General features: G+C 63.1%; 18 protein-coding genes. 16 read left to right on the top strand and 2 right to left on the bottom strand.

Translation table 11 applies throughout. The features are described from left to right. Window positions 1–33 precede the first annotated feature (33 nt). The 3 genes from AC3WQZ_RS03580 to AC3WQZ_RS03570 all read left to right on the top strand — a co-directional run bounded on the left by AC3WQZ_RS03580 (window position 34) and on the right by AC3WQZ_RS03570 (window position 2,818). On the top strand, window positions 34–393 hold the full coding sequence (locus tag AC3WQZ_RS03580) for a DUF485 domain-containing protein (RefSeq protein ID WP_058697550.1): 360 nt from the start codon (window positions 34–36) through the stop codon (window positions 391–393). Continuing rightward, the gene (locus tag AC3WQZ_RS03575) at window positions 390–2,033 is read left to right on the top strand and encodes a cation acetate symporter (RefSeq protein ID WP_058697549.1); all 1,644 of its coding nucleotides are present in this window, start codon (window positions 390–392) and stop codon (window positions 2,031–2,033) included. The genes AC3WQZ_RS03580 and AC3WQZ_RS03575 overlap by 4 nt, the downstream gene beginning before the upstream one ends. Before the next feature lie 110 nt (window positions 2,034–2,143). Continuing rightward, the gene (locus AC3WQZ_RS03570) at window positions 2,144–2,818 is read left to right on the top strand and encodes a TetR/AcrR family transcriptional regulator (protein ID WP_081050226.1); all 675 of its coding nucleotides are present in this window, start codon (window positions 2,144–2,146) and stop codon (window positions 2,816–2,818) included. Between the two features lie 118 nt (window positions 2,819–2,936). Here the strand turns inward: AC3WQZ_RS03570 and AC3WQZ_RS03565 are convergent, their stop codons facing one another. Further along, on the bottom strand, window positions 2,937–3,395 hold the full coding sequence (locus AC3WQZ_RS03565; RefSeq protein WP_058697548.1) for an Lrp/AsnC family transcriptional regulator: 459 nt from the start codon (window positions 3,393–3,395) through the stop codon (window positions 2,937–2,939). Between the two features lie 337 nt (window positions 3,396–3,732). Between AC3WQZ_RS03565 and AC3WQZ_RS03560 the strand changes: the two genes are divergently transcribed. The 6 genes from AC3WQZ_RS03560 to AC3WQZ_RS03535 all read left to right on the top strand — a co-directional run bounded on the left by AC3WQZ_RS03560 (window position 3,733) and on the right by AC3WQZ_RS03535 (window position 9,267). After that, entirely contained in the window at window positions 3,733–4,755 is a 1,023-nt protein-coding gene (locus AC3WQZ_RS03560; protein ID WP_058697547.1) for an aldo/keto reductase, read from the top strand. A 298-nt stretch (window positions 4,756–5,053) separates the two neighbouring features. Next, complete coding sequence (locus AC3WQZ_RS03555; RefSeq protein ID WP_081050225.1) at window positions 5,054–6,412, top strand: MFS transporter; 1,359 nt, start codon at window positions 5,054–5,056, stop codon at window positions 6,410–6,412. Then, window positions 6,409–7,041 carry a DUF4286 family protein gene (locus tag AC3WQZ_RS03550; protein WP_058697545.1) on the top strand — a complete coding sequence of 211 codons (633 nt, stop codon included), beginning with the start codon at window positions 6,409–6,411 and terminating at the stop codon, window positions 7,039–7,041. The genes AC3WQZ_RS03555 and AC3WQZ_RS03550 overlap by 4 nt, the downstream gene beginning before the upstream one ends. Further along, window positions 7,041–7,484 carry a type II 3-dehydroquinate dehydratase gene (locus AC3WQZ_RS03545; RefSeq protein WP_058697544.1) on the top strand — a complete coding sequence of 148 codons (444 nt, stop codon included), beginning with the start codon at window positions 7,041–7,043 and terminating at the stop codon, window positions 7,482–7,484. The genes AC3WQZ_RS03550 and AC3WQZ_RS03545 overlap by 1 nt, the downstream gene beginning before the upstream one ends. Continuing rightward, window positions 7,477–8,193, top strand: coding sequence for an SDR family NAD(P)-dependent oxidoreductase (locus tag AC3WQZ_RS03540; RefSeq protein WP_058697543.1), 717 nt, complete (start codon window positions 7,477–7,479; stop codon window positions 8,191–8,193). The genes AC3WQZ_RS03545 and AC3WQZ_RS03540 overlap by 8 nt, the downstream gene beginning before the upstream one ends. A 15-nt stretch (window positions 8,194–8,208) precedes the next feature. Beyond that, a complete protein-coding gene (locus AC3WQZ_RS03535; RefSeq protein ID WP_058697542.1) occupies window positions 8,209–9,267 on the top strand; it encodes an SDR family oxidoreductase in 1,059 nt (352 codons plus the stop codon). Between the two features lie 42 nt (window positions 9,268–9,309). On the opposite strand, the gene AC3WQZ_RS03530 is transcribed toward AC3WQZ_RS03535, so the two are convergent. After that, a complete protein-coding gene (locus AC3WQZ_RS03530) occupies window positions 9,310–10,992 on the bottom strand; it encodes a sigma-54 interaction domain-containing protein (protein ID WP_058697541.1) in 1,683 nt (560 codons plus the stop codon). 268 nt (window positions 10,993–11,260) lie between these two features. On the opposite strand from AC3WQZ_RS03530, the gene AC3WQZ_RS03525 reads away from it, so the two are divergent. The 7 genes from AC3WQZ_RS03525 (at window position 11,261) to AC3WQZ_RS03495 (ending at window position 18,756) form a co-directional block, all read left to right on the top strand. Further along, the gene (locus tag AC3WQZ_RS03525; protein WP_058697540.1) at window positions 11,261–12,490 is read left to right on the top strand and encodes a CaiB/BaiF CoA transferase family protein; all 1,230 of its coding nucleotides are present in this window, start codon (window positions 11,261–11,263) and stop codon (window positions 12,488–12,490) included. A gap of 12 nt (window positions 12,491–12,502) precedes the next feature. Beyond that, a complete protein-coding gene (locus tag AC3WQZ_RS03520; RefSeq protein WP_058697539.1) occupies window positions 12,503–13,282 on the top strand; it encodes an enoyl-CoA hydratase-related protein in 780 nt (259 codons plus the stop codon). A gap of 16 nt (window positions 13,283–13,298) precedes the next feature. Then, window positions 13,299–14,981 (top strand): class I adenylate-forming enzyme family protein, encoded by a 1,683-nt coding sequence (locus AC3WQZ_RS03515; protein ID WP_058697671.1) that lies wholly within the window; start codon window positions 13,299–13,301, stop codon window positions 14,979–14,981. A 2-nt stretch (window positions 14,982–14,983) separates the two neighbouring features. Then, window positions 14,984–15,754 (top strand): enoyl-CoA hydratase/isomerase family protein, encoded by a 771-nt coding sequence (locus tag AC3WQZ_RS03510; protein WP_058697538.1) that lies wholly within the window; start codon window positions 14,984–14,986, stop codon window positions 15,752–15,754. Beyond that, window positions 15,747–16,502, top strand: coding sequence for an SDR family NAD(P)-dependent oxidoreductase (locus tag AC3WQZ_RS03505; RefSeq protein WP_058697537.1), 756 nt, complete (start codon window positions 15,747–15,749; stop codon window positions 16,500–16,502). The genes AC3WQZ_RS03510 and AC3WQZ_RS03505 overlap by 8 nt, the downstream gene beginning before the upstream one ends. 202 nt (window positions 16,503–16,704) lie before the next feature. Then, window positions 16,705–17,871: an acyl-CoA dehydrogenase family protein gene (locus AC3WQZ_RS03500; protein WP_058697536.1), complete on the top strand. Its 1,167-nt coding sequence runs from the start codon at window positions 16,705–16,707 to the stop codon at window positions 17,869–17,871. 9 nt (window positions 17,872–17,880) lie between these two features. Next, the gene (locus AC3WQZ_RS03495) at window positions 17,881–18,756 is read left to right on the top strand and encodes a 3-hydroxyacyl-CoA dehydrogenase family protein (protein ID WP_081050224.1); all 876 of its coding nucleotides are present in this window, start codon (window positions 17,881–17,883) and stop codon (window positions 18,754–18,756) included. Window position 18,757: the final 1 nt, after the last annotated feature.

The following is an 18,757-nucleotide window of genomic DNA, read 5'->3' as shown; positions in this document are numbered from 1 at the left end:
AGATCCAGACAACAGGCATATGGAGACAATGTCATGACCCACACCGCCCCCTTTCCTTCGGCGCCAGGACTAGCCCGCATCGACGGCTCGGTGGACCCGCACCCGATGCTGAGGCAACCGCGCTTCGAGCGCTTGCACCGCGCGCGTCGCGCCTTCTCCTGGACGCTCACCGCTGTCATGCTGCTGGTCTACTTCGGTTTCATTCTCACGCTGGCCTTCCGCCCGGACTTGCTTGCCGTGCCGCTGACGCCGGGACAGCCGATGACGGTGGGCATTCCCATCGGCTTTGGCATGTTTGCCTTCACGTTCGCGATGGTGGCAGTCTACGTGTACCGCAGCAACACCGTCTACGACAAGATGATCGACGAGATCCGCCAGGGAGAGCCGTCATGAAACGCGTACTGACTGCAGCCGCTGCCCTCACGGCTGCCACTCCCGTGCTGGCAGCCACCCCGCCGGTTGGCCAGGGCCTGAACCTGATCGCCATTGCCATGTTCCTGGTGTTCGTAGCCGCGACGCTTGTCGTGACGCGGTGGGCGGCAAAGCGCAATAACAGCGTCGCCGACCACTACGCCGCGGGCGGCAAGATCACCGCCATGCAGAACGGCTGGGCCATTGCCGGCGACTATATGTCCGCCGCATCGCTCCTCGGCATTTCGGCGCTCGTCTTCACCAGCGGCTATGACGGCCTGATCTATTCGATCGGCTTCCTGGCAAGCTGGCCGATCATCCTGTTCCTGATCGCGGAGCCGTTGCGCAACCTGGGCCGCTATACGCTCGCCGATGTGCTCTCGTACCGGCTCAAGCAGCGACCCATCCGGGCGTTCTCGGCGTCGAGCTCGATCGTGATCGTCCTGCTCTATCTGGTGTCGCAGATGGTGGGCGCGGGCAAGCTGGTGGAGTTGCTGTTTGGTTTCAGCTACACCTCGGCCGTGGTGCTGGTCGGCGTGCTGATGGTCGTGTACGTGTTCTTTGGCGGCATGCTGGCCACCACCTGGATCCAGATCATCAAGGCCGTCCTGCTGCTTGCCGGTTGCGCCTTCATGGCCTTCATGGTGATGAGCCGCTTTGGCTTCAACCTGAACAGCCTGTTCGAGCATGCCGTCACCACGCATGGCAAGCATGACGCCATCATGCGTCCAGGCGGTCTGGTGTCCGACCCGGTGTCGGCCGTGTCGCTCGGCCTGGCGCTGATCTTCGGCACCGCAGGCCTGCCGCACATCCTGATGCGCTTCTTCACCGTCAGCAATGTCAAGGCCGCGCGCAAGAGCGTGCTCTATGCCACCGGCATCGTCGGCACTGGCTACGCCATGATCATCGTGATCGGCTTCGGCACGATCGCACTGGTCGCCGGCGATCCGCTGTACCACAATGGCACAGGTGCCGTGATCGGTGGCGTCAACATGGTGGCCGTGCACCTGGCCCATGCGGTCGGCGGCAACGTGTTCCTCGGCTTCATCTGCGCCGTGGCGTTCTCGACTATCCTTGCCGTCGTTGCCGGGCTCGCCCTGGCTGGCTCTTCCGCCATCTCGCATGACCTCTATGCAACGGTCATTCGCCAAGGCAAGGCATCTGAGAAGGATGAGATGCGGGTCTCGCGTACCACTACGCTGGTGCTGGGTGTGCTGTCGATCCTGCTCGGCATCCTGTTCGAGAAGCAGACCATCGCCTTCATCGTCAGCCTGACGTTCTCGATTGCCGCCAGCTCCAACTTCCCGGTGCTGCTGCTGTCGATCTACTGGCGGGGACTGACTACGCGTGGCGCCGTAATCGGCGGGACGCTGGGACTCGTCACGGCTGTGGTTCTCACGATCCTGAGCCCAACGGTCTGGGTGCAGGTACTGGGCCATGCCTCGGCAATCTACCCGTACGAGTATCCGGCACTGTTCTCCATGCTGGTCGCGTTCGCCGGCATCTACGCCTTCTCGGTGACGGACCGTTCGGCAAGAGGCGCGTGGGAGCGTGCGGCGTATCAGAATCAGCGCGTGGCTTGTGAATTGGGGATGGGGACCAAGGGGACGGCCGAGGCGTAAGGGCATGACTTCTACCCTCTCCCACCTGGGAGAGGGGCCCTTAACCGGAGCATCCGCGGCATGGTCGGGTTCCCACGGGCGCGATCCGCGGCAAAGTCGGGCCATACATCATGGAAACAAGCAAAGTAGCGGATTGGGATAGCGCCTCCGACAAAGTTGCCCGTCGGCTCCTGCCCGCGGAACGGCAACAGCAGATTGTCGAAAAGGCGATCGAACACTTTACCCGGAGCGGCTTCGGAGGCAGTACGCGCGATCTCGCCAGGCAGATCGGGATCACCCAGCCGCTGCTCTATCGGTACTTCGAGAACAAGGAGGCCCTCATCGAGCGCGTGTACAACGAGGTCTTCCAGTGGCGTCCCGAATGGGAACAGCAGATCGCCGACTGTTCGCTCCCACTGATCGAGCGGCTCTATGCCTTCTATATCGACTACTCGTCAGTGATCCTGCGCGAAGAATGGATCCGGCTGTTCATCTTTTCCGGCCTGACCCACGAGGGCATCAACGACAGGTACATGGACATGCTGCGCAGCAAGGTCTTCCTGCCGGTCCTGGCTGAGATACGCGAAGCGTTCGGCATTGCCGCGCCGCGCAATGCCGCGGAAAACGATGCCGCGATCGAGATGGTCTGGAGCCTGCACGCGGCAATCTTCTATCTGGGCGTGCGCAAGTGGGTGTATGGACTCAGTGTGCCGGACGACATGGAAGCGGTCATCCGACAAAAGGTCGACATATTCTTGTGCGGTGCCCCGGCTACCTTGCGCAAAATCCAAGGCGCCACGATTTAGCGCAACGCTGGAACTTCCCTGCCGCGGGCTGACTCGAGCATGTGGCCACCTCGGCGGTCACATGCAGCCTCGACGGCTTTGATACGGCGAGATCTGCATCGCGCCACGCAATGCAGCTTCAAAGGAGGATCGTGGACGTCTGCTTGATCCGCTGCATCGGGATTTCGCTCTTGACGTTCTGGACGGCCTTCAACCGGGCAAGATGGGTCATCTGAAACTGCCGGTACGCGTCCAGATCCTGGCTCACGACGCGCAAGAGAAAGTCGCAGTCGCCCGCCATCAGGTGACACTCCGTCACCTCGGGCATGTCCTTGATGGCTGCCACGAAGCTGTTGACCGTCTCCTCGTCCTGCCCCTTGAGCCAAACTCGCACGAAGACCGTCAGGCCCACGCCCACCTTCGCCGGGTTCACAACCGCAACGTAGCGCTCGATAACTCCCGCCTCCTCCAGCAATCTGACGCGCCGCAAACAGGGCGAAGGAGACAGCCCCACCCGCTTGGCCAGATCCACGTTCTGCAAACGTCCATCCTCCTGCAAGGCGTTCAGAATCCGGCGATCGATGTTGTCGAGCTTCATGTTCTCACGGCGGGCAGGATGGGCCTGCTTGAGTGTTCGTGTGGCACGCCATGCTAGCACATCGATTCGTTGCACTTAGTCGCCGTGAATGACTGGTCTCGCAGGCTAAGGCGCCCAACTGTCTTCCGCGTGCACAACCGCGGACAGTCATTGTCCTCTGCGCGTACATGCCAACGCCACAAAAGCGCCTCTGCACACGCCGCCTGAACGTAGAGAGGACGATCCCAGGCTGGCATGCATAGTGCTCAGCCAATCGCTCGACCCGACAGACGGTGCGGAAGCAATGCCTTCCGCTCCGATCCTCGGAGCGTCATGCATACAACCTGGAGACATACGCATGGAATACGTCCGCCTCGGCACGACCGGCCTGAAGGTTTCGCGAATCTGCCTCGGCATGCTGACATTCGGGAGCCCTGAGTGGCGTCCCTGGGTCATGGATGAAGACGCATCCCGGCCGCTGGTCAAACGCGCGGTCGACCTTGGCATCAATTTCTTCGACACCGGCGACACCTATTCGGGCGGCATGTCGGAGGTCCTGACCGGCAAGTTCCTCAAAGAGATGTTTCCGGGGAGCCGACGCGAAGAAGCCGTGGTCGCTACCAAGGTCTACGAGCCGGTCGATATTGCCTACGAGGGCGTCAAGATGGCCTCGTTCGTGCGCCGGCCGAACAGGGATGGCTTGAGCCGTAAACGCATTTTCCATGCGGTCGACGCTTCGTTGCAGCGCCTGGGTACCGACTACATAGACCTGTACCAGATCCACCGTTACGACACGCAGACGCCGATCGAGGAAACGATGGAGGCCTTGCATGATGTGGTCAAGGCCGGCAAGGTCCGCTATCTCGGCGCCAGCAGCATGTGGGCGTGGCAATTTGCGAAGGCCCAGCAGGTGGCGAAGGAAAATGGCTGGACCCGGTTCGTCAGCATGCAGAACCACTACAACCTCTTGTACCGGGAAGAAGAGCGCGAAATGAATCCCTTGTGCAAGGACTCCGGTGTAGCCCTGCTGCCGTGGAGCCCGCTCGCCCGCGGCTTCCTCGCGGGCAACCGCAAGCGTGAGGGGTTCGGAGACACCGAGCGCGCAAAGACCGATCATCTGGCCAAGAAATTCTATTTTCGGGAATCGGATTTCAATGTCGTCGACAACCTCACCCGGATGGCCGGCCAGAAGGGCATCAGCAACGCGGAACTGGCCTATGCCTGGCTACTGCACAAGGGCGTGACGGCTCCCGTCATCGGCATCAGCAAGGCGGCCCAACTGGACCAGGCGGTGGCCGCGCTGGAAGTGAGGCTCACACCCGAAGAAGTTCGGCACCTCGAGGAAGGATATGAACCGCATCCGGTGCTGGGACACGTTTAGGACCTGGCACTGACAGCCCGACGCCGCCGCGACCGGCCGGCCTGATGCCGGCCGTTCTTTCCAGCCTTTTTTGAGTGGCGCGCGCCGCGCGCCAGGACCGATGTCCTCGCGGCAAACATGTACGTGGACACAATTGTCATCCTGACAACGCTCCGACCCCAGAAGGCACGCCTGTTTGCCCTTCAGTTGCGTCGTCGCGGACATGGCATCGATGTTGCGAGGCTTCCCCGGCGGAGGGATTTCCGGTGAGCTTCTTCCGTCCTAACTATCCAACATCCACTCCAACAATGGAGGAGACATGACGACATCGCTTCAGTCCATTCCCGGGGCACTTAGTCCCGATGCGGTTGATGAGAGCATCGCAGAACAGCAGCGCATCGTATCGAAAGTCATCCGAAAGATCATGCCTCTGGCATTGATCGGGATCTTCGTGTCCTATGTCGACCGCACCAACCTCTCCGTTGCCGGCCCCGACATGCAAGCCGCGCTCGGCCTGACGCCGGCAATGTTCGGTCTGGCCTCGGGACTCTTCTTTATCGGTTATGTGCTGTTCGAGATCCCATCGAACATTGCTCTGCAACGTTACGGCGCCAAGCTTTGGATCGCCCGGATCATGGTCACGTGGGGCCTGATCTGCATGGGCACATCCCTGGTCACCGGTGCCACGTCGCTCTATATCTTCCGCCTGTTGCTTGGGGTCGGCGAAGCCGGCTTTTACCCCGGCATTCTCTTCTATCTCAGTCTGTTCGTGCCGATCCGCTATCTGACCAGGGCATTTGCGGTATTCCAGATCGGCATTCCCATTTCACTGGCGCTGGGCAGCGCCATGACCGCCGCCCTATTGACCATGGACGGGATCCTTGGCGTTTCCGGCTGGCAGTGGGTCCTGATCATCGAGGGCGCCCTGGCCGTGGTGGTGGGCATCATCACCTGTTTCGCCATGGCCAGCACCCCTGAGAAGGCGCGATGGCTGACGGCCCGCGAGAAGCAGACGCTCATCGCGGCGATCCGCAGCGACCGGAACAGCGGGGCCGATGACAGTCACGGCCTGAGCGCCATCGCCTCGGTCATGAAGACCCGCGCGGCGTGGTACTACTGCTTCCAGTACACGTCCATGCTCATCGGCTTCTACGCCGTCACCTACTGGCTGCCGCAGATCATCAAGCTGCGCTTCTCGGTCAGCGCGGTCCAGGCCGGACTGCTCTCGGCGGTGCCCTGGGTGTTCTGCGCCATGGCGCTCTTCACGCTGTCGCGCATTCCGCCGCGCGAAAAGAATCGCGCCGGCGTGCTCAGCGCCATCCTGATGCTGGCGGCGATCGGATTGACCATGTCCGCATTCGCGCAGAGCGCTATCCTGGCGTTCGCCGGGCTATGCATGGCTGCCTGCATGCAGGCAGCCGTGCCCCTGTTCTACAGCTTTCCGTCACAGCACTTTGCCGGCGCACGGGCGGCCGTTGCTCTGGCGCTCGTGAATTCCGTCGGCAATATCGGCGGCTTCTTCGGCCCATACATCCTCGGCGTGTTCCGCCAGACCTTCCACACCGACACCGTTGGCCTGGTGTTCCTGGCAGGAACGTTCGTGATCGCCGCGTGCATGGCATTGGGGCTGCCCCGGCAACTCAGGTCGGCCGAAGCGCAAGCCGGAGCACGCGCATGAGCGGGATCCTGGCTATCTGGAATGACTGCAATGCGTCGCGCGCAGCAGCCTACGAATCCTGGTATCAGGAGGAACACCTGCCGGAGCGGCTTGGCATCGCCGGCTTCCTGACGGGTCGCCGGTTCGAAGCCATCTGCGCTTCGCGGCAGTTCCTGACCACCTACGAGGTGGTCCATCCCGAGGTGCTGAGGTCGGCGGCATATCGCGAACGGCTCGCCCACCCCACCGCGCGCACCATCTCCATGATGCAGGACGGCTTCACCAACATGTCCCGCACGGTCTGCGAGCGGCGCGATCTCCGCGGGGCGAGTCGCGGCAGCGTGGTGCTGACCGTTGCGCTGAATGCAGCCGATGCCTACCCGCGGCTGCGCGACGCCGTTGGCATGCTGGAGGTCGACGCGGCGCACACGCATTCCGAGATGTGGATCTCGGCGGAGCCCGACACGAAGGAGATCTCCGCAGAAGAAGCACTGCGCGGCGGTGACGTGAAGATCAACGCCTGCCTGGTGTTGGAATACCTGCGGCCCGAAGTGGCAAATCGCGTGGCGAACACGCTGCGCCGGCAGTTCCCGGACGCCTACGTCGGCACCTATCGTCTGCTGTGCTCACTGAACCAGGAGGACTTGTAATGCGAATTCTGCTGATCCAGGGTGCCAACATGGAGTATCTGGGTTTTCGCCAGCCGGAAATCTATGGCACCACCACCGCCGCCGAACTGGACGACATCCTGCGCGCGGACGCCGTGGGGCTCGGCATGCAACTCGACATCCTCTACACCAACGTCGAAGGTGAAGCCATCAGCGCCATTTATCGCGCCACACGCGAGCAAGTAGACGGTCTTGTCATGAATCCCGCGGGCTTTCTCTATGCGGGTCATGCCTTGCGCGATTGCCTGAAAGCGGTGCCGCTGCCCTACATCGAAGTGCATATGAGCAATATCGACGCCCGCGGCATGCATTCTGTTACCGCTTCCGAGAGCGCAGGCATGGTGACAGGGCTTGGTGTCGACTCCTACCGGCTTGCGCTGGTTGCCATCCAGAAGGTCATTCACAAGAGGAACAAACATGCCTGAAGCGAAACCAAGAACGGCGCTGGTTACCGGGGCGGCCGTTGGCATTGGCCTTGCCATTGCCGAACGCTTCGAACGGGACGGCTGGACCGTATACCGATTTGACCGCATGCCGCAGGATCGCGAGCGCGCCGTAAGCGGTGATGTCCGCTCCGAAGCGGACTGGCAAAGGCTGGCAGATCGTATCGGTACCGAAGTCGGGCAACTCGACGTGCTGGTGAACAATGCCGGCATCCTGCGCGAGGCGCCATTGGAGGACACCAGCCTGGCGGACTGGAACGAAGTCATCGGCGTCAACCTGACCGGCGCCTTCCTTGGCTGCCGGACCATGCTGACGCTGCTGAAGCGCAGCGACTCGCCGTGCATCCTCAATGTGGCCTCCATCGACGCGCTGCGCGGCAGCCTGCGTCACAGCGCTTACGCCGCCAGCAAGGGCGGCGTGGATTCCCTGACCCGCGCCCTGGCACTGGAACTGGCCAACGACGGCATTCGCGTCAACGCGATCTGCCCCGGCACCGTCGATACCCCGATGTTCCGCAACATTCATGGCAACACCGCGGATCGGGCCCAGGAGCGGCTGGCGTTGCATCCCCTGAAGCGAATCTCGACCGCGGAAGACCAGGCAGCGGCGGCGGCCTTCCTGTGCAGCGCGGAAGCCGCCTTCATCACCGGAGCGTCCCTGAGCGTCGACGGCGGCCGGGCCATTCGATAACCAGCAAAAGACACCATGACACAACCAAGGAAGACCGCACTGATTGCCGGCGCCACCGGCGTGGTAGGACGGAACCTGCTGCGGCTGCTTGCCGCCGACCCGGAATGGGATGTGATCGCCGTTTCGCGTCGCGAGCCAGATATCACCGGCGAGTACCGCCACATCCCGGCCGACCTGCTTGACGCCGGCGATACGAAGGCCAAGCTCGGCGGGCTGCGGGAGGTCACCCATATCTTCTTCTCTGCCTACATCGAGAAGGCCGGCTGGGCCGAAATGGTGGCGCCGAACATGGCATTGCTCGCGAACCTGATGGATGCCATCGAGCCGGTGGCGGACCGGCTCCAGCACGTCAACCTGATGCACGGCACCAAGTGGTATGGCAATCATCTCGGACCGTTCAAGACGCCCGCAAAGGAAACCGACCCGGGTCACATGCCGCCCAACTTCTACTATGACCAGCAGGCATTCATCGCCCAGCGCCAGAAAGGCAAGGCGTGGACGTGGTCTGCCGCGCGCCCCCACGGCATCTGCGGCTTTGCCATCGGCAACCCGATGAATCTCGTCATGGTCCTCGCCGTGTACGCCACTATCTCCAAGGCACTGGGGCTGCCGTTGCGCCATCCGGGCTCCGAGGCCAACGCGCGCGCGCTGTACAACGTGACCGACAGCGGCTTGCTGGCACGCGCCTGCAAGTGGATGGCAACCGATCCGGCCGCTGCCAACGAGCCGTTCAACATCACCAACGGCGACATTTTCCGGTGGCAGGACTTGTGGCCCGCCATCGCGCGCTACTTCGACATGGAAACCGCTGCGGCCCAGAAGATCGATCTGGTCCACATGATGGCCGACAAGGGACCGCTCTGGGAGCGACTGGTCAGGGAGCACGACCTGCGGCCGATCCCGTACGAGCAACTGGTGGGCTGGAAGTACGGAAACTTCGTCTTCACCCCGGAGTTCGACGTCATTTCGTCCACCACCAAGGCTCGCCAGCATGGCTTCAGCGAAGCCGTGGATTCGGAGCAAATGTTCCTGCGCCAGTTCGACGAACTGCGCGCAAACCGGATCATTCCGTAGGCGGGCACTAGCGACGCTTGCACCGCCGGCCCGCGCAACCGCCTAGCGCGGCGCCGGCACCTCGCTCTTTTCTTCCTCCATCATGCTCAGGCGCTTGTAGAGGTACGAACGCGAGATCCCAAGTTCTTCGGCGACGCGCTTCTTGTTACCACCGGTACGGCGCATGGCTTCCAAAATCAACGCCGATTCCAGCCGTTCCTTCGCTTCACGGATATCGGGCTGCCGCGACTTTTCCGCGGCGCCCGCCGGGGCTCCGCTCTGGCGCCACGCCAGCGTCTGCTCAGCGCCTTCCATACTGCCGAACTCTGCGACCGACAAGACCGGTCCGTCGCAGAAGATTGCCGCGCGCTCGATCGCATGTTGCAGTTGCCGGATATTTCCCGGCCAGGCGCGCGACTGGAGGAAGCGGATCGCGGATTCGGCAATCGACTTCTTCGGCGCGCCGTGCCGGATCGCAAACGCCTCCAGGAAGGTATCGGCCAGCTCCGGAATGTCCTCCAGACGGTCGCGCAATGCCGGCAGCCGCAGCGTCACCGCGCTGATCCGATAGAACAGGTCCAGCCGGAAGCTCGAGTTGGCGATCATCGCCTTGAAGTCCCGATTGCTGGCCGATATCAGGCGGAAATCCGAATGCCGGGCGCGATCGCCCCCGACACGCTCGAACTGGCCATCCTGCAGCACGCGAAGCAGCTTGACCTGCATGTCGATCGGCATGTCGCCGATTTCATCGAGAAACAGCGTGCCGGTATCGGCGGCCTCGAACTTGCCCTTGCGGCCTTTTCGGTCCGCGCCGGTGAAAGCGCCGGGCTCATAGCCAAACAGTTCGCTCTCGACCAGGTTGGGCGGCATCGCCGCCGAGTTCACCAGCACTAACGGCTTGTCGCTGCGCGGGCTTAGCATATGGATCGCGTGCGCCACCATCTCCTTGCCGGTCCCGCTCTCGCCCGCCAGCAATACCGGCACATCCAATGGCGCCACGCGCAGGATGTCCTCCTTCAGCCGTCGCACGGCATCGCTGCTGCCCACGATCTGATCCAGGCCGTAGCTCCGGTTGCGGATCCCGGACAACTCCCGGCGATAGAAATCGAGTTCCTGCTTGACCTTGGCAAGCTCCACGGTGAGTTCGCGCATGGCCTCGGGCCCCTTGAACATCACCTGCCCGATGGCTGCCACGACGCGCTTGTTGCGATCGAAGATCGGCAGCCGCGACACCACGCGCGTCACGCCGTTCATCTCCTGCAACTGGGCCACCTGCCCCTTGCCGGTCGCTACCACCTCCTGCAGCTTCGTGTTCTCGATCACCGATGTCACATCCCGCCCGATCGCCTCGCCATGCTTGAGGCCGAAAAAGCGCTCATGGACCGGGCTCATGTAAGTGATGCGCGCCGACGTATCCACCACGACCATCGCCTTGTAGGGATCGGTAATGAAATGCCTGAGGATGTCCGGCGCCGCATCCACGCTTGCCAGGAACTCGCTCAGCTCATCGCCTTCCTGCACGGCAAAGATCAGGAAGCACACTGAATCGCGCGTCGGGATCGCCGCGACCGTCAGTGGGCGCTCCAGGTCGGCCATGGCCGACATCCGCCTGAGCGGCACGCGGTCGCGGTTCTGCCAGAGCCGGCCCAGCGACTTGGCGACCAGCGAATCCCTGCCGAGTCCGCTGGCGAATGTTGTGTTGCCCTCGGCATCGAGTACGAGGACGCCCTCTGATTCTCGTTTCATGTCTCCACCACGGTTCGTCTGTTTTACGGAACGCTGTGTATTCGGCGACTACACAATTGCCTTCTCGATGGCAGGCAAGGACACTGCAAAGACAGTCTCATTCTAAGCAGTTTCCCCCCGGTTCGTCGGCCTTCCGATCCGCCCGCAAGGCCGCTAACGCAGGCAGTGCCTAAGCCCCCAGGCAATCACTCGCGTAGCCGCAAATTTCGCGCCATGTGTTGGCACACGCTTTGCAGTATGTCGGTCACTTGCGTAGATCCGACCTGAAATGGACACACTGAAGACACTCCCGTTCCAGACACCCGGCGCAGGCCTTTCCTGCCTGCGGGGTATTCGCGTGCTCGACTTCACCACCTCGGTGGCTGGCCCTTATGGCACGCTCCTGCTCGCCGACCTGGGGGCCGAGGTCGTCAAGGTGGAAAAGCGCCATGGCGGCGACGATACACGCAGCTGGGGGCCGCCGTTCCTGGACGGTGAGTCCCTGTGGTTCCTGAGCATGAACCGCAACAAGCAGAGCATGACCATCGACCTCACACGCCCGGAGGGCCAGCGGGTGGCGCATGAACTGGTGCGCCATGCCGACGTCGTCGTCCTCAACACCGCCCAGCGTGTGCAGGAAAAGCTCGGCCTCGATTACACGACGCTCAAGGCCATCAACGGCAGGCTGATCCATGTGTCCGTGACCGGGTTCGGGCTCGAGGGCGAACGCGCCGACCTGCCATGCTACGACCTCATCGCAGAGGGCTACTCAGGAGTCATGCACCTGACCGGCGAGGCGGATCGCCCGCCCCAGAAGGTCGGCACCCCTGCCGCCGATCTGCTGTCCGGCCAGGACATTGCCATGGCCACGCTGGCCGCGCTGTTCGAACGGGAACGCACGGGGGCCGGAAAGCAGATCGATGTGTCGATGGTGGCGACGATGGCGCGGTTCATGGCGCCGCGGATCGTGCCCTATCTGGGTTCCGGCGAGGCGCCGAACCGCTCGGGCGGGACTGATTCCGTGATCGCGATCTATCAGGTCTTCGATACCGCGGATTCCCCCATCACGCTGGGACTCGGCAACGACGCCATCTGGCAGCGCTTCTGGACGGCGGTCGGGCGTCCGGACTACGCGCGGCAACCGGGATTCGAGACCAACGCCCGCCGGCGCGAGGCGCGCCAGGCGATCGTGCAGGCCATTGCCGAACTCCTTGCGACGCAACCACGCCAGCACTGGCTTGCGCTGTTTGCGCAACACCGCATCCCGTCCGGCCCCATCAACAGCATTGACCAACTGGCCGACGACATCCCGCTGCGCGAGAGCGGCATGTTCTTCGCCACCCAGGGCATTACCGGCCTGGTGCCGCAGGTTGGCCTGGGCATCCGCTTCGACGGCGCCAGTGCCGTGCTCCGCAACCCGCCGCCGGCGCTGGGCGAGCACACCGAACGCATTCTCAGGGAAGAACTTTCCATGTCCGCGACATGCATCGCGGGCCTCATCGACTCAGAAATCGTCTAAACAGGAGACACGATGTCCTATACCGAAATTCTCTACAAGGAAGACGGCCCCATCGGCACGATCACGCTGAACCGTCCCCACGACGGCAACATGTTCACCGAGACCATGTGCCACGAGATCCGTGACTGCATCAACGCGATCCGCCGCGAAACCCGCACCCGCGTCATCGTGATCACCGGCGCGGGCGACAAGTTCTTCTGCACTGGCGGGCGCAAGGACGGCATGCAGGACACCACGCTCTACGCGGGCGTGCTGCCGACGCTGGAGATGTACGAAAGCATCGACCGCCTGCAGAAGCCGGTCATCGCCTCGGTGAACGGCTTTGCCGTCGGCGGCGGCAACGTGCTGCAGGTGGTCTGCGACCTGACCATTGCCAAGGAGTCGGCCATCTTTCGCCAGGTCGGTCCGATGGTCGGCAGCTTCGATGCGGGCTATGGCACCTGGTATCTGGAAGACCTGGTGGGAAAGAAGCGCGCCAAGGACATCTGGTATCGCAATCCCAAGATGACGGCACGCGAAGCCATGGAAATCGGGCTGATCAATCGCGTCGTCCCGGATGAGCAACTGGCCGAAGCCACGCGCGAATATGCGCTGGAGGTGGCCGAGCGCGGCGCGTTTGCGCTCGCCTCGCTGAAGAGCGCGTTCAACGCGCGTCATGGCGGTGTCAGCGGGCTGTCCCGCATGGCGCATGACCTGCTGCTGCGCGGTTATCTCGACACCAGCGAACACGACGAACTGGCGGCGGCGTTTGCCGAACGCCGCAAGCCGGATGCTTCCAAATTTGGCCATTGATGCCCGGGTGAAGATCATGCAAAACATCCTGACGCTGCACAATCCGCAGAATGCACGGGACTACTACCTGTCGGGGATCTGGCAGCAGGAGACCCTTTACACGCTCGCCCGTCGCCATTCGCGGGAACGCCCCACGTCGGCCGCCCTGCGCGACGCGGATGTCCGGTTGACCTGGCGCGAAGTGGTCGACTGGGTCGATAGCGTAGCCGAGGCGCTGCACAGGCAGGGCCTGAAACCTGGTGACCGGGTCGGCATCTGGCTGCCCAACGTGGTACAGGCAACCATCGTGTTCCTGGCCTGCTCGCGCAATGGCTACGTCTGTTGCCCGTCACTGCACCAGAACTACACCGTCGACGAGATCTGCACGCTGCTGAACCGCATCCAGTGCCGGGCCCTGTTCGCAATGCCCGGCTACGGCGCCGATTCGGACCACAACTCGATCTTCGGCCGCGCCGCCGACATTCCGACGCTCGCCGCCATGTTTGCCATGCCCGGCCAGGCCAATGGCGACTTCACCCTGCCCGCCGACGCCCATCCATTCCCGGATCAGCTGCCGCCCTCCGCACTGTCGACGCCGGACCTGAACCCGGACAAGATCGTGTATCTGGCCTTCACGTCTGGCACCACAGGCCTCCCCAAGGGTGTGATGCACAGCGACAACACGCTGCTGGCCAACGGACGCGCACTGGTCAACGACTGGGGTCACTCGGCCGATACCACGGTTCTGACGCTGAGCCCGATGAGCCACCACATTGCCACCGTGGCCCTGGAACAAGTGCTGGTGGCAGGCGCGGAGCTGGTCATGACCAACCTGCGTGCCGGCAAGCATGCTCTCGATTGGATCCTGGAAACCGGCGCCACGTATGTGATGGGGGTGCCGACCCACGCCATGGACATTCTGCAGGCCGTGCGCGACCGCAAGCTGACGTCCCTCGGCGAAGTCCGCACCTTCTACATGGCGGGCGCGGCAATCCCGCGTGATGTGGCGCAGAAGTTCCTGACGCTCGGCGTGACGCCGCAGAACGTCTACGGCATGACCGAGAACGGTTCGCACAACTACACCATCCCGTCCGATACCGCGGACACCATTGTGTCGACATGCGGGCGCGCGTGCCGCGGATATGAGGTCCGCCTGTGGAAGCAGGACAACTGGGACGTCGAGGCCGAAGTGGGCGAGATCGGTGAGATCGGCGGGCGCGGCGGCTTGCTGATGCTGGGCTACTTCAGCAACCAGGTCGCCACGGAAACGTCGTTCAACATCCATGGCTGGTTCATGAGCGGCGACCTCGGGATCATCGACGAGAACGGCTGCATCGTGATCGTCGGGCGCAAGAAGGACCTGATCATCCGCGGCGGCCACAATATCCACCCCGCCCGTATCGAGGAACTGGCCATGCGGCATCCCCTGGTGGAGCGCGCAGCGGCCTATCCCGTGCAGGACGAACGACTCGGCGAGAAGGTCTGCCTGTCGGTTGTGCTCCGCGCGGGTCAAACGCTGGAACCGGCTGACATGCTCGCCCACCTGGCGAGCTGCGGCCTGTCGAAGTACGACATGCCGGAGTACTTCCTGGGCCTGGACCAGTTCCCGCTGACACCCAGCGGCAAGATCCTGAAACGCGATCTGGTCGAGATGACCATGCGTGGCGAACTCAAGCCGCAGGCGGTGCGCTACAAGGCCAGCGCTACAGCAGGAGCATGACCATGTCCATCGATATCAAGTTTGACGGCCCGTACGCGATCCTCACGCTCAACCGGCCCGAAGCCCGCAACGCCTTGCAGTTCACGATGATCGAAGCACTGTCGTACACGCTCGATCAGGTGGCAGCCTCCGGCGCTCGCGCGCTCATTGTGACTGGGGCCGGGCCGAAGGCGTTCTGCGCCGGCGCCGACATCAAGGAACTGATGGACCGCAGCCTGATGGCACAACGCCAGGGCGCACAGCTGGGTCAACGTATCTTCGACAAGCTGGCCAGCCTGCCGATTCCGTCGGTCGCCGTATTGCATGGCTATGCCTTTGGCGGCGGGCTGGAGCTGGCCATGGCCTGTACCTTCCGTATCGCGACGGTACATGGCCGAATGGGTCTGCCGGAGATCAAGCTCGGTCTGATCCCTGGCTACGGTGGCACGCAACGTTTGCCACGCCTCGTTGGCGAAGGCCGTGCGCTGGAGATGGTGATGTCCGGACGAACAGTCGACGCGATCGAAGCCGAGCGCATCGGATTGGTGAACCGTGTGGTGGCCGCCGGCGACCCGGCCGAACTTGGCAAGGCTTTCATGTCCGAGTTCATCGGCTATAGCCGTTGCGCCTCTCAGTTCGCAAGAGAGGCAGTGGTACGCGGCATGGAGACCACGCTCGACGCCGGACTCGAGATCGAGGCCGACCTGTCCACGCTGGCCTACCAGACGGATGACTCCGTCGAAGGCATGCGCGCCTTTATCGAGAAACGCACACCGGAGTTCAAGGATGCCTGATCTCACCCAGGGCGCCGTCATCGTGACCGGCGGGAGCCGCGGCATCGGTGCCTCCATTTCCGTGGAGCTGGCACGCGCCGGCCTGCACGTTGCCTGCCTTTCGCGTTCGGGCGAACTTCCTGACGCCGGCTCGCTCGATGCCGATGCACAGAAGCGGCTGGCGGCAATACACTGCGATATCACCGATGCCGCTTCTGTCGACGCGGCATTCGCCGAGGTGCCCACTCTGTTCGGCAAGCCGATCGTCGGCCTGGTCAACAACGCGGGCATCCACCTGCAGGGGCCGTCCGCATCGTTCCCGATCGCCGACTTCGAGCGCGTGATGCAAACCAACGCCTCGTCGGTCCTGCTCGCCAGCCAGGTGGCCTACCCCTACCTGCGCGAGGCCGGCTCGGCGCTGATCGTCAACATTGGCTCGTTCTACGACAAGCTCGGCGTGCGCGGCAATGCCGCCTATTGCGCATCCAAGGCTGCCGTCGGCGCGATCTCGCGCTGCCTGGCCGTCGAATGGGCGCGCGATGGCATACAGGTCGTCAATATCGCGCCTGGCTATATCGAGACCGATCTGAACCGCGACGAGTTGAACGAAGGTGCGCTCCAGGCATTCCTCAAGAAGCGCATTCCCGTCGGAGGCCCCGGGCAGTCCGACGATATCGGACGGCTTGCCGCCATGCTGTTCCGGCTGCCCGGCCGCTTCCTGACCGGCGAGACGCTCTATGTCGATGGCGGCCAGGGCATGGCGCTGTAGCACTAGTCCACTGAATCATTGAAATGGGAGGCGAAGGACATGTCAGGCGGGATGCAGCGCAGGCGCAAAGCGCAGCAATAGCACGGCTATTGCGAGCATTTGCAACGACGCGATGCGCCCGCATGACATGGCAGGCGCCGACCAATTTCAGTGATTCAGTGGACTGATCCGGGCGGTTCACAGCCCACCAACGGAGGAAGACATGAACATGCTGGACCGGATGGACGCGCGGCTGCCGCTATCGTCCGAGGAACGCATGCTCCTCGACAGCGTCAAGGAGCTTTGCAACACCCAGATCGCGCCACGGGCGGCCGAGTACGACCGCACCGGGGTGTTTCCCTGGGAGAACGTGAAAGCCATCAATGAACTGGGCCTGAACGCCATGTTCATCCCTGACAACTATGGCGGCGCGCAACTGTCCTTCCTGAGCTATCTCGCTTGCGTGCGGGAGATTTCGAAGGCTTGTGCCTCCACCGGTATTGTCTGGGCCACGAACTTCCACGCCATTAAGCCGCTGATCCAGTACGGGAGCGAAGAACAGAAGAGTCGTCTGCTGCCGCGCATTGCCGAAGGCGGCCTGGCGTCGCTGGCAATCACCGAGCCCTCTGCGGGATCGGATGCCACTGGCATGCGCACCACCTTTACCCCCGACGGTGACGACATCGTCATCAATGGCGGCAAGACCTTCATTACCAACGGCGACGTGGCCGACCTGTATCTGGTGTTCGGCAAATGGTCCGAGATCAGCGATCCGAAGGCCGCCATCTCCGTGCTGATTCTGGAAAAGGGCACGGAGGGTCTGCGCGTGCTCGGCACCGAGCACAAGATGGGCACCCGTGCGTCCAGCACGGCCAGCCTGGCCTTCGACGGCTGCCGCGTGCCACGCGCCAACCTTATCGGCGCTCCCGGCGAGGGCCTGCAGATCCTGTTCGGCTCGCTGAACCGCTCGCGCCCCAGCGTTGCCGCGCATGCCCTGGGCATTGCGCGCGCGGCGTTCGAGGATGCGGTCGACTACATCAACGAGCGGCGCCAGTCCGGCAAGCGGATCCTCGAGTTCCAGGGCATCCAGTTCATGCTGGCAGACCTGGCCACGGAGCTGGCCTTGTGTGAATCGTGGCTCTGGCGCGTGGCCGAGATGGTCGATGCCGGCGACCAGGATTTCGGCATCGAAGCCTCGATGCTCAAGCAACGCGCCACCGACGCGGCCATGCGCATCACGACCGATGCCGTGCAACTGTTCGGCGGCTATGGCTACTGCAACGACTACCGGGTCGAGCGGCTGATGCGCGACGCCAAGATTACCCAGATCTGGGAAGGAACCAACCAGGTGCACCGGCAGCTGATCGGGCGCAGCTTCCTGAAGAAATAGGAGACGAACGTGACAACCATTCAAACCGTCGGCGTCGCGGGCGCCGGCACCATGGGCGCGGGCATCGCCATCGTTGCGGCCCGCGCGGGCTTCAAGACCATCGTATTCGATGCCCGGCAGGATGCGCTGGACCGCGCCCGCGGCCAGACCGAAGCGTTCCTGAAGAAATCCGAGGAGCGCGGCAAGCTGCCGGCCGGCGCCGCCGCTGAGGCGTTGTCCCGCTGGGAGGGCACTACCTCACTGAGCGACCTGGCCAAATGCGACATCATCATTGAAGCCATCTTCGAGGATCTTGCAGTCAAGCATCAGTTGTTCGGCCAGCTCAATGAGGTCTGCCCGCCGGCTACCCTCTTCGCATCCAATACGTCCACGATCTCTATCACCGAAATCGCCGGCGGTTCCGGCCGGCCGGACCGCTTCGTCGGCATGCATTTCTGCCTGCCTGCGCAGCTGATGAAGCTGATCGAGATGTCGCCAGGCCTGGCCACTTCGGATGAGACCTTCCAGAAAGCGTGGGCCTTTGCCGAGGCAATGGGACAGAAGCCGGTGGCCACACAGGATACGCCGGGCTTCATCCTCAACTACTTCCTGATCCCGTTCAATAACGATGCGATCCGGCTGGTGGAACAAGGCGTCGCCGAGCCGGCCGACATCGACACCGCCATCAAGACTGCGCTGGGCTATCCGATGGGCCCGCTCGAGCTGCTGGACCTGGTCGGCATGGACACCCAGAAGCTGCTGTGCGAAGCCATGCATGGCCTGACCCACGAGCCGCGCGCCGCCTGCCCGCCGCTGGTGCGCCGCATGATCGCCGCCAGGCGCCTGGGCAAGAAGACCGGCAAAGGCTTCCATACCTACGGCGACACCAAGATGTTTGGAGCCTGAT

This window comes from Cupriavidus sp. FW305-26, assembly GCF_058787975.1.
The sequence above is the reverse complement of the archived record's forward strand: the minus strand, read 5'-3'. Positions and strand labels throughout refer to the sequence as shown.

What these genes read in the sequence shown, in the direction of transcription:
- AC3WQZ_RS03550 (WP_058697545.1), top strand. Translation starts at nt 6,409, where the DNA reads ATGAGCGGGATCCTGGCTATCTGGAATGACTGCAATGCGTCGCGCGCA.
- AC3WQZ_RS03520 (WP_058697539.1), top strand. Translation starts at nt 12,503, where the DNA reads ATGTCCTATACCGAAATTCTCTACAAGGAAGACGGCCCCATCGGCACG.
- AC3WQZ_RS03510 (WP_058697538.1), top strand. Translation starts at nt 14,984, where the DNA reads ATGTCCATCGATATCAAGTTTGACGGCCCGTACGCGATCCTCACGCTC.
- AC3WQZ_RS03580 (WP_058697550.1), top strand. Translation starts at nt 34, where the DNA reads ATGACCCACACCGCCCCCTTTCCTTCGGCGCCAGGACTAGCCCGCATC.
- AC3WQZ_RS03540 (WP_058697543.1), top strand. Translation starts at nt 7,477, where the DNA reads ATGCCTGAAGCGAAACCAAGAACGGCGCTGGTTACCGGGGCGGCCGTT.
- AC3WQZ_RS03575 (WP_058697549.1), top strand. Translation starts at nt 390, where the DNA reads ATGAAACGCGTACTGACTGCAGCCGCTGCCCTCACGGCTGCCACTCCC.
- AC3WQZ_RS03535 (WP_058697542.1), top strand. Translation starts at nt 8,209, where the DNA reads ATGACACAACCAAGGAAGACCGCACTGATTGCCGGCGCCACCGGCGTG.
- AC3WQZ_RS03515 (WP_058697671.1), top strand. Translation starts at nt 13,299, where the DNA reads ATGCAAAACATCCTGACGCTGCACAATCCGCAGAATGCACGGGACTAC.
- AC3WQZ_RS03555 (WP_081050225.1), top strand. Translation starts at nt 5,054, where the DNA reads ATGACGACATCGCTTCAGTCCATTCCCGGGGCACTTAGTCCCGATGCG.
- AC3WQZ_RS03530 (WP_058697541.1), bottom strand. Translation starts at nt 10,992, where the DNA reads ATGAAACGAGAATCAGAGGGCGTCCTCGTACTCGATGCCGAGGGCAAC.
- AC3WQZ_RS03505 (WP_058697537.1), top strand. Translation starts at nt 15,747, where the DNA reads ATGCCTGATCTCACCCAGGGCGCCGTCATCGTGACCGGCGGGAGCCGC.
- AC3WQZ_RS03500 (WP_058697536.1), top strand. Translation starts at nt 16,705, where the DNA reads ATGAACATGCTGGACCGGATGGACGCGCGGCTGCCGCTATCGTCCGAG.
- AC3WQZ_RS03545 (WP_058697544.1), top strand. Translation starts at nt 7,041, where the DNA reads ATGCGAATTCTGCTGATCCAGGGTGCCAACATGGAGTATCTGGGTTTT.
- AC3WQZ_RS03560 (WP_058697547.1), top strand. Translation starts at nt 3,733, where the DNA reads ATGGAATACGTCCGCCTCGGCACGACCGGCCTGAAGGTTTCGCGAATC.
- AC3WQZ_RS03565 (WP_058697548.1), bottom strand. Translation starts at nt 3,395, where the DNA reads ATGAAGCTCGACAACATCGATCGCCGGATTCTGAACGCCTTGCAGGAG.
- AC3WQZ_RS03525 (WP_058697540.1), top strand. Translation starts at nt 11,261, where the DNA reads ATGGACACACTGAAGACACTCCCGTTCCAGACACCCGGCGCAGGCCTT.
- AC3WQZ_RS03570 (WP_081050226.1), top strand. Translation starts at nt 2,144, where the DNA reads ATGGAAACAAGCAAAGTAGCGGATTGGGATAGCGCCTCCGACAAAGTT.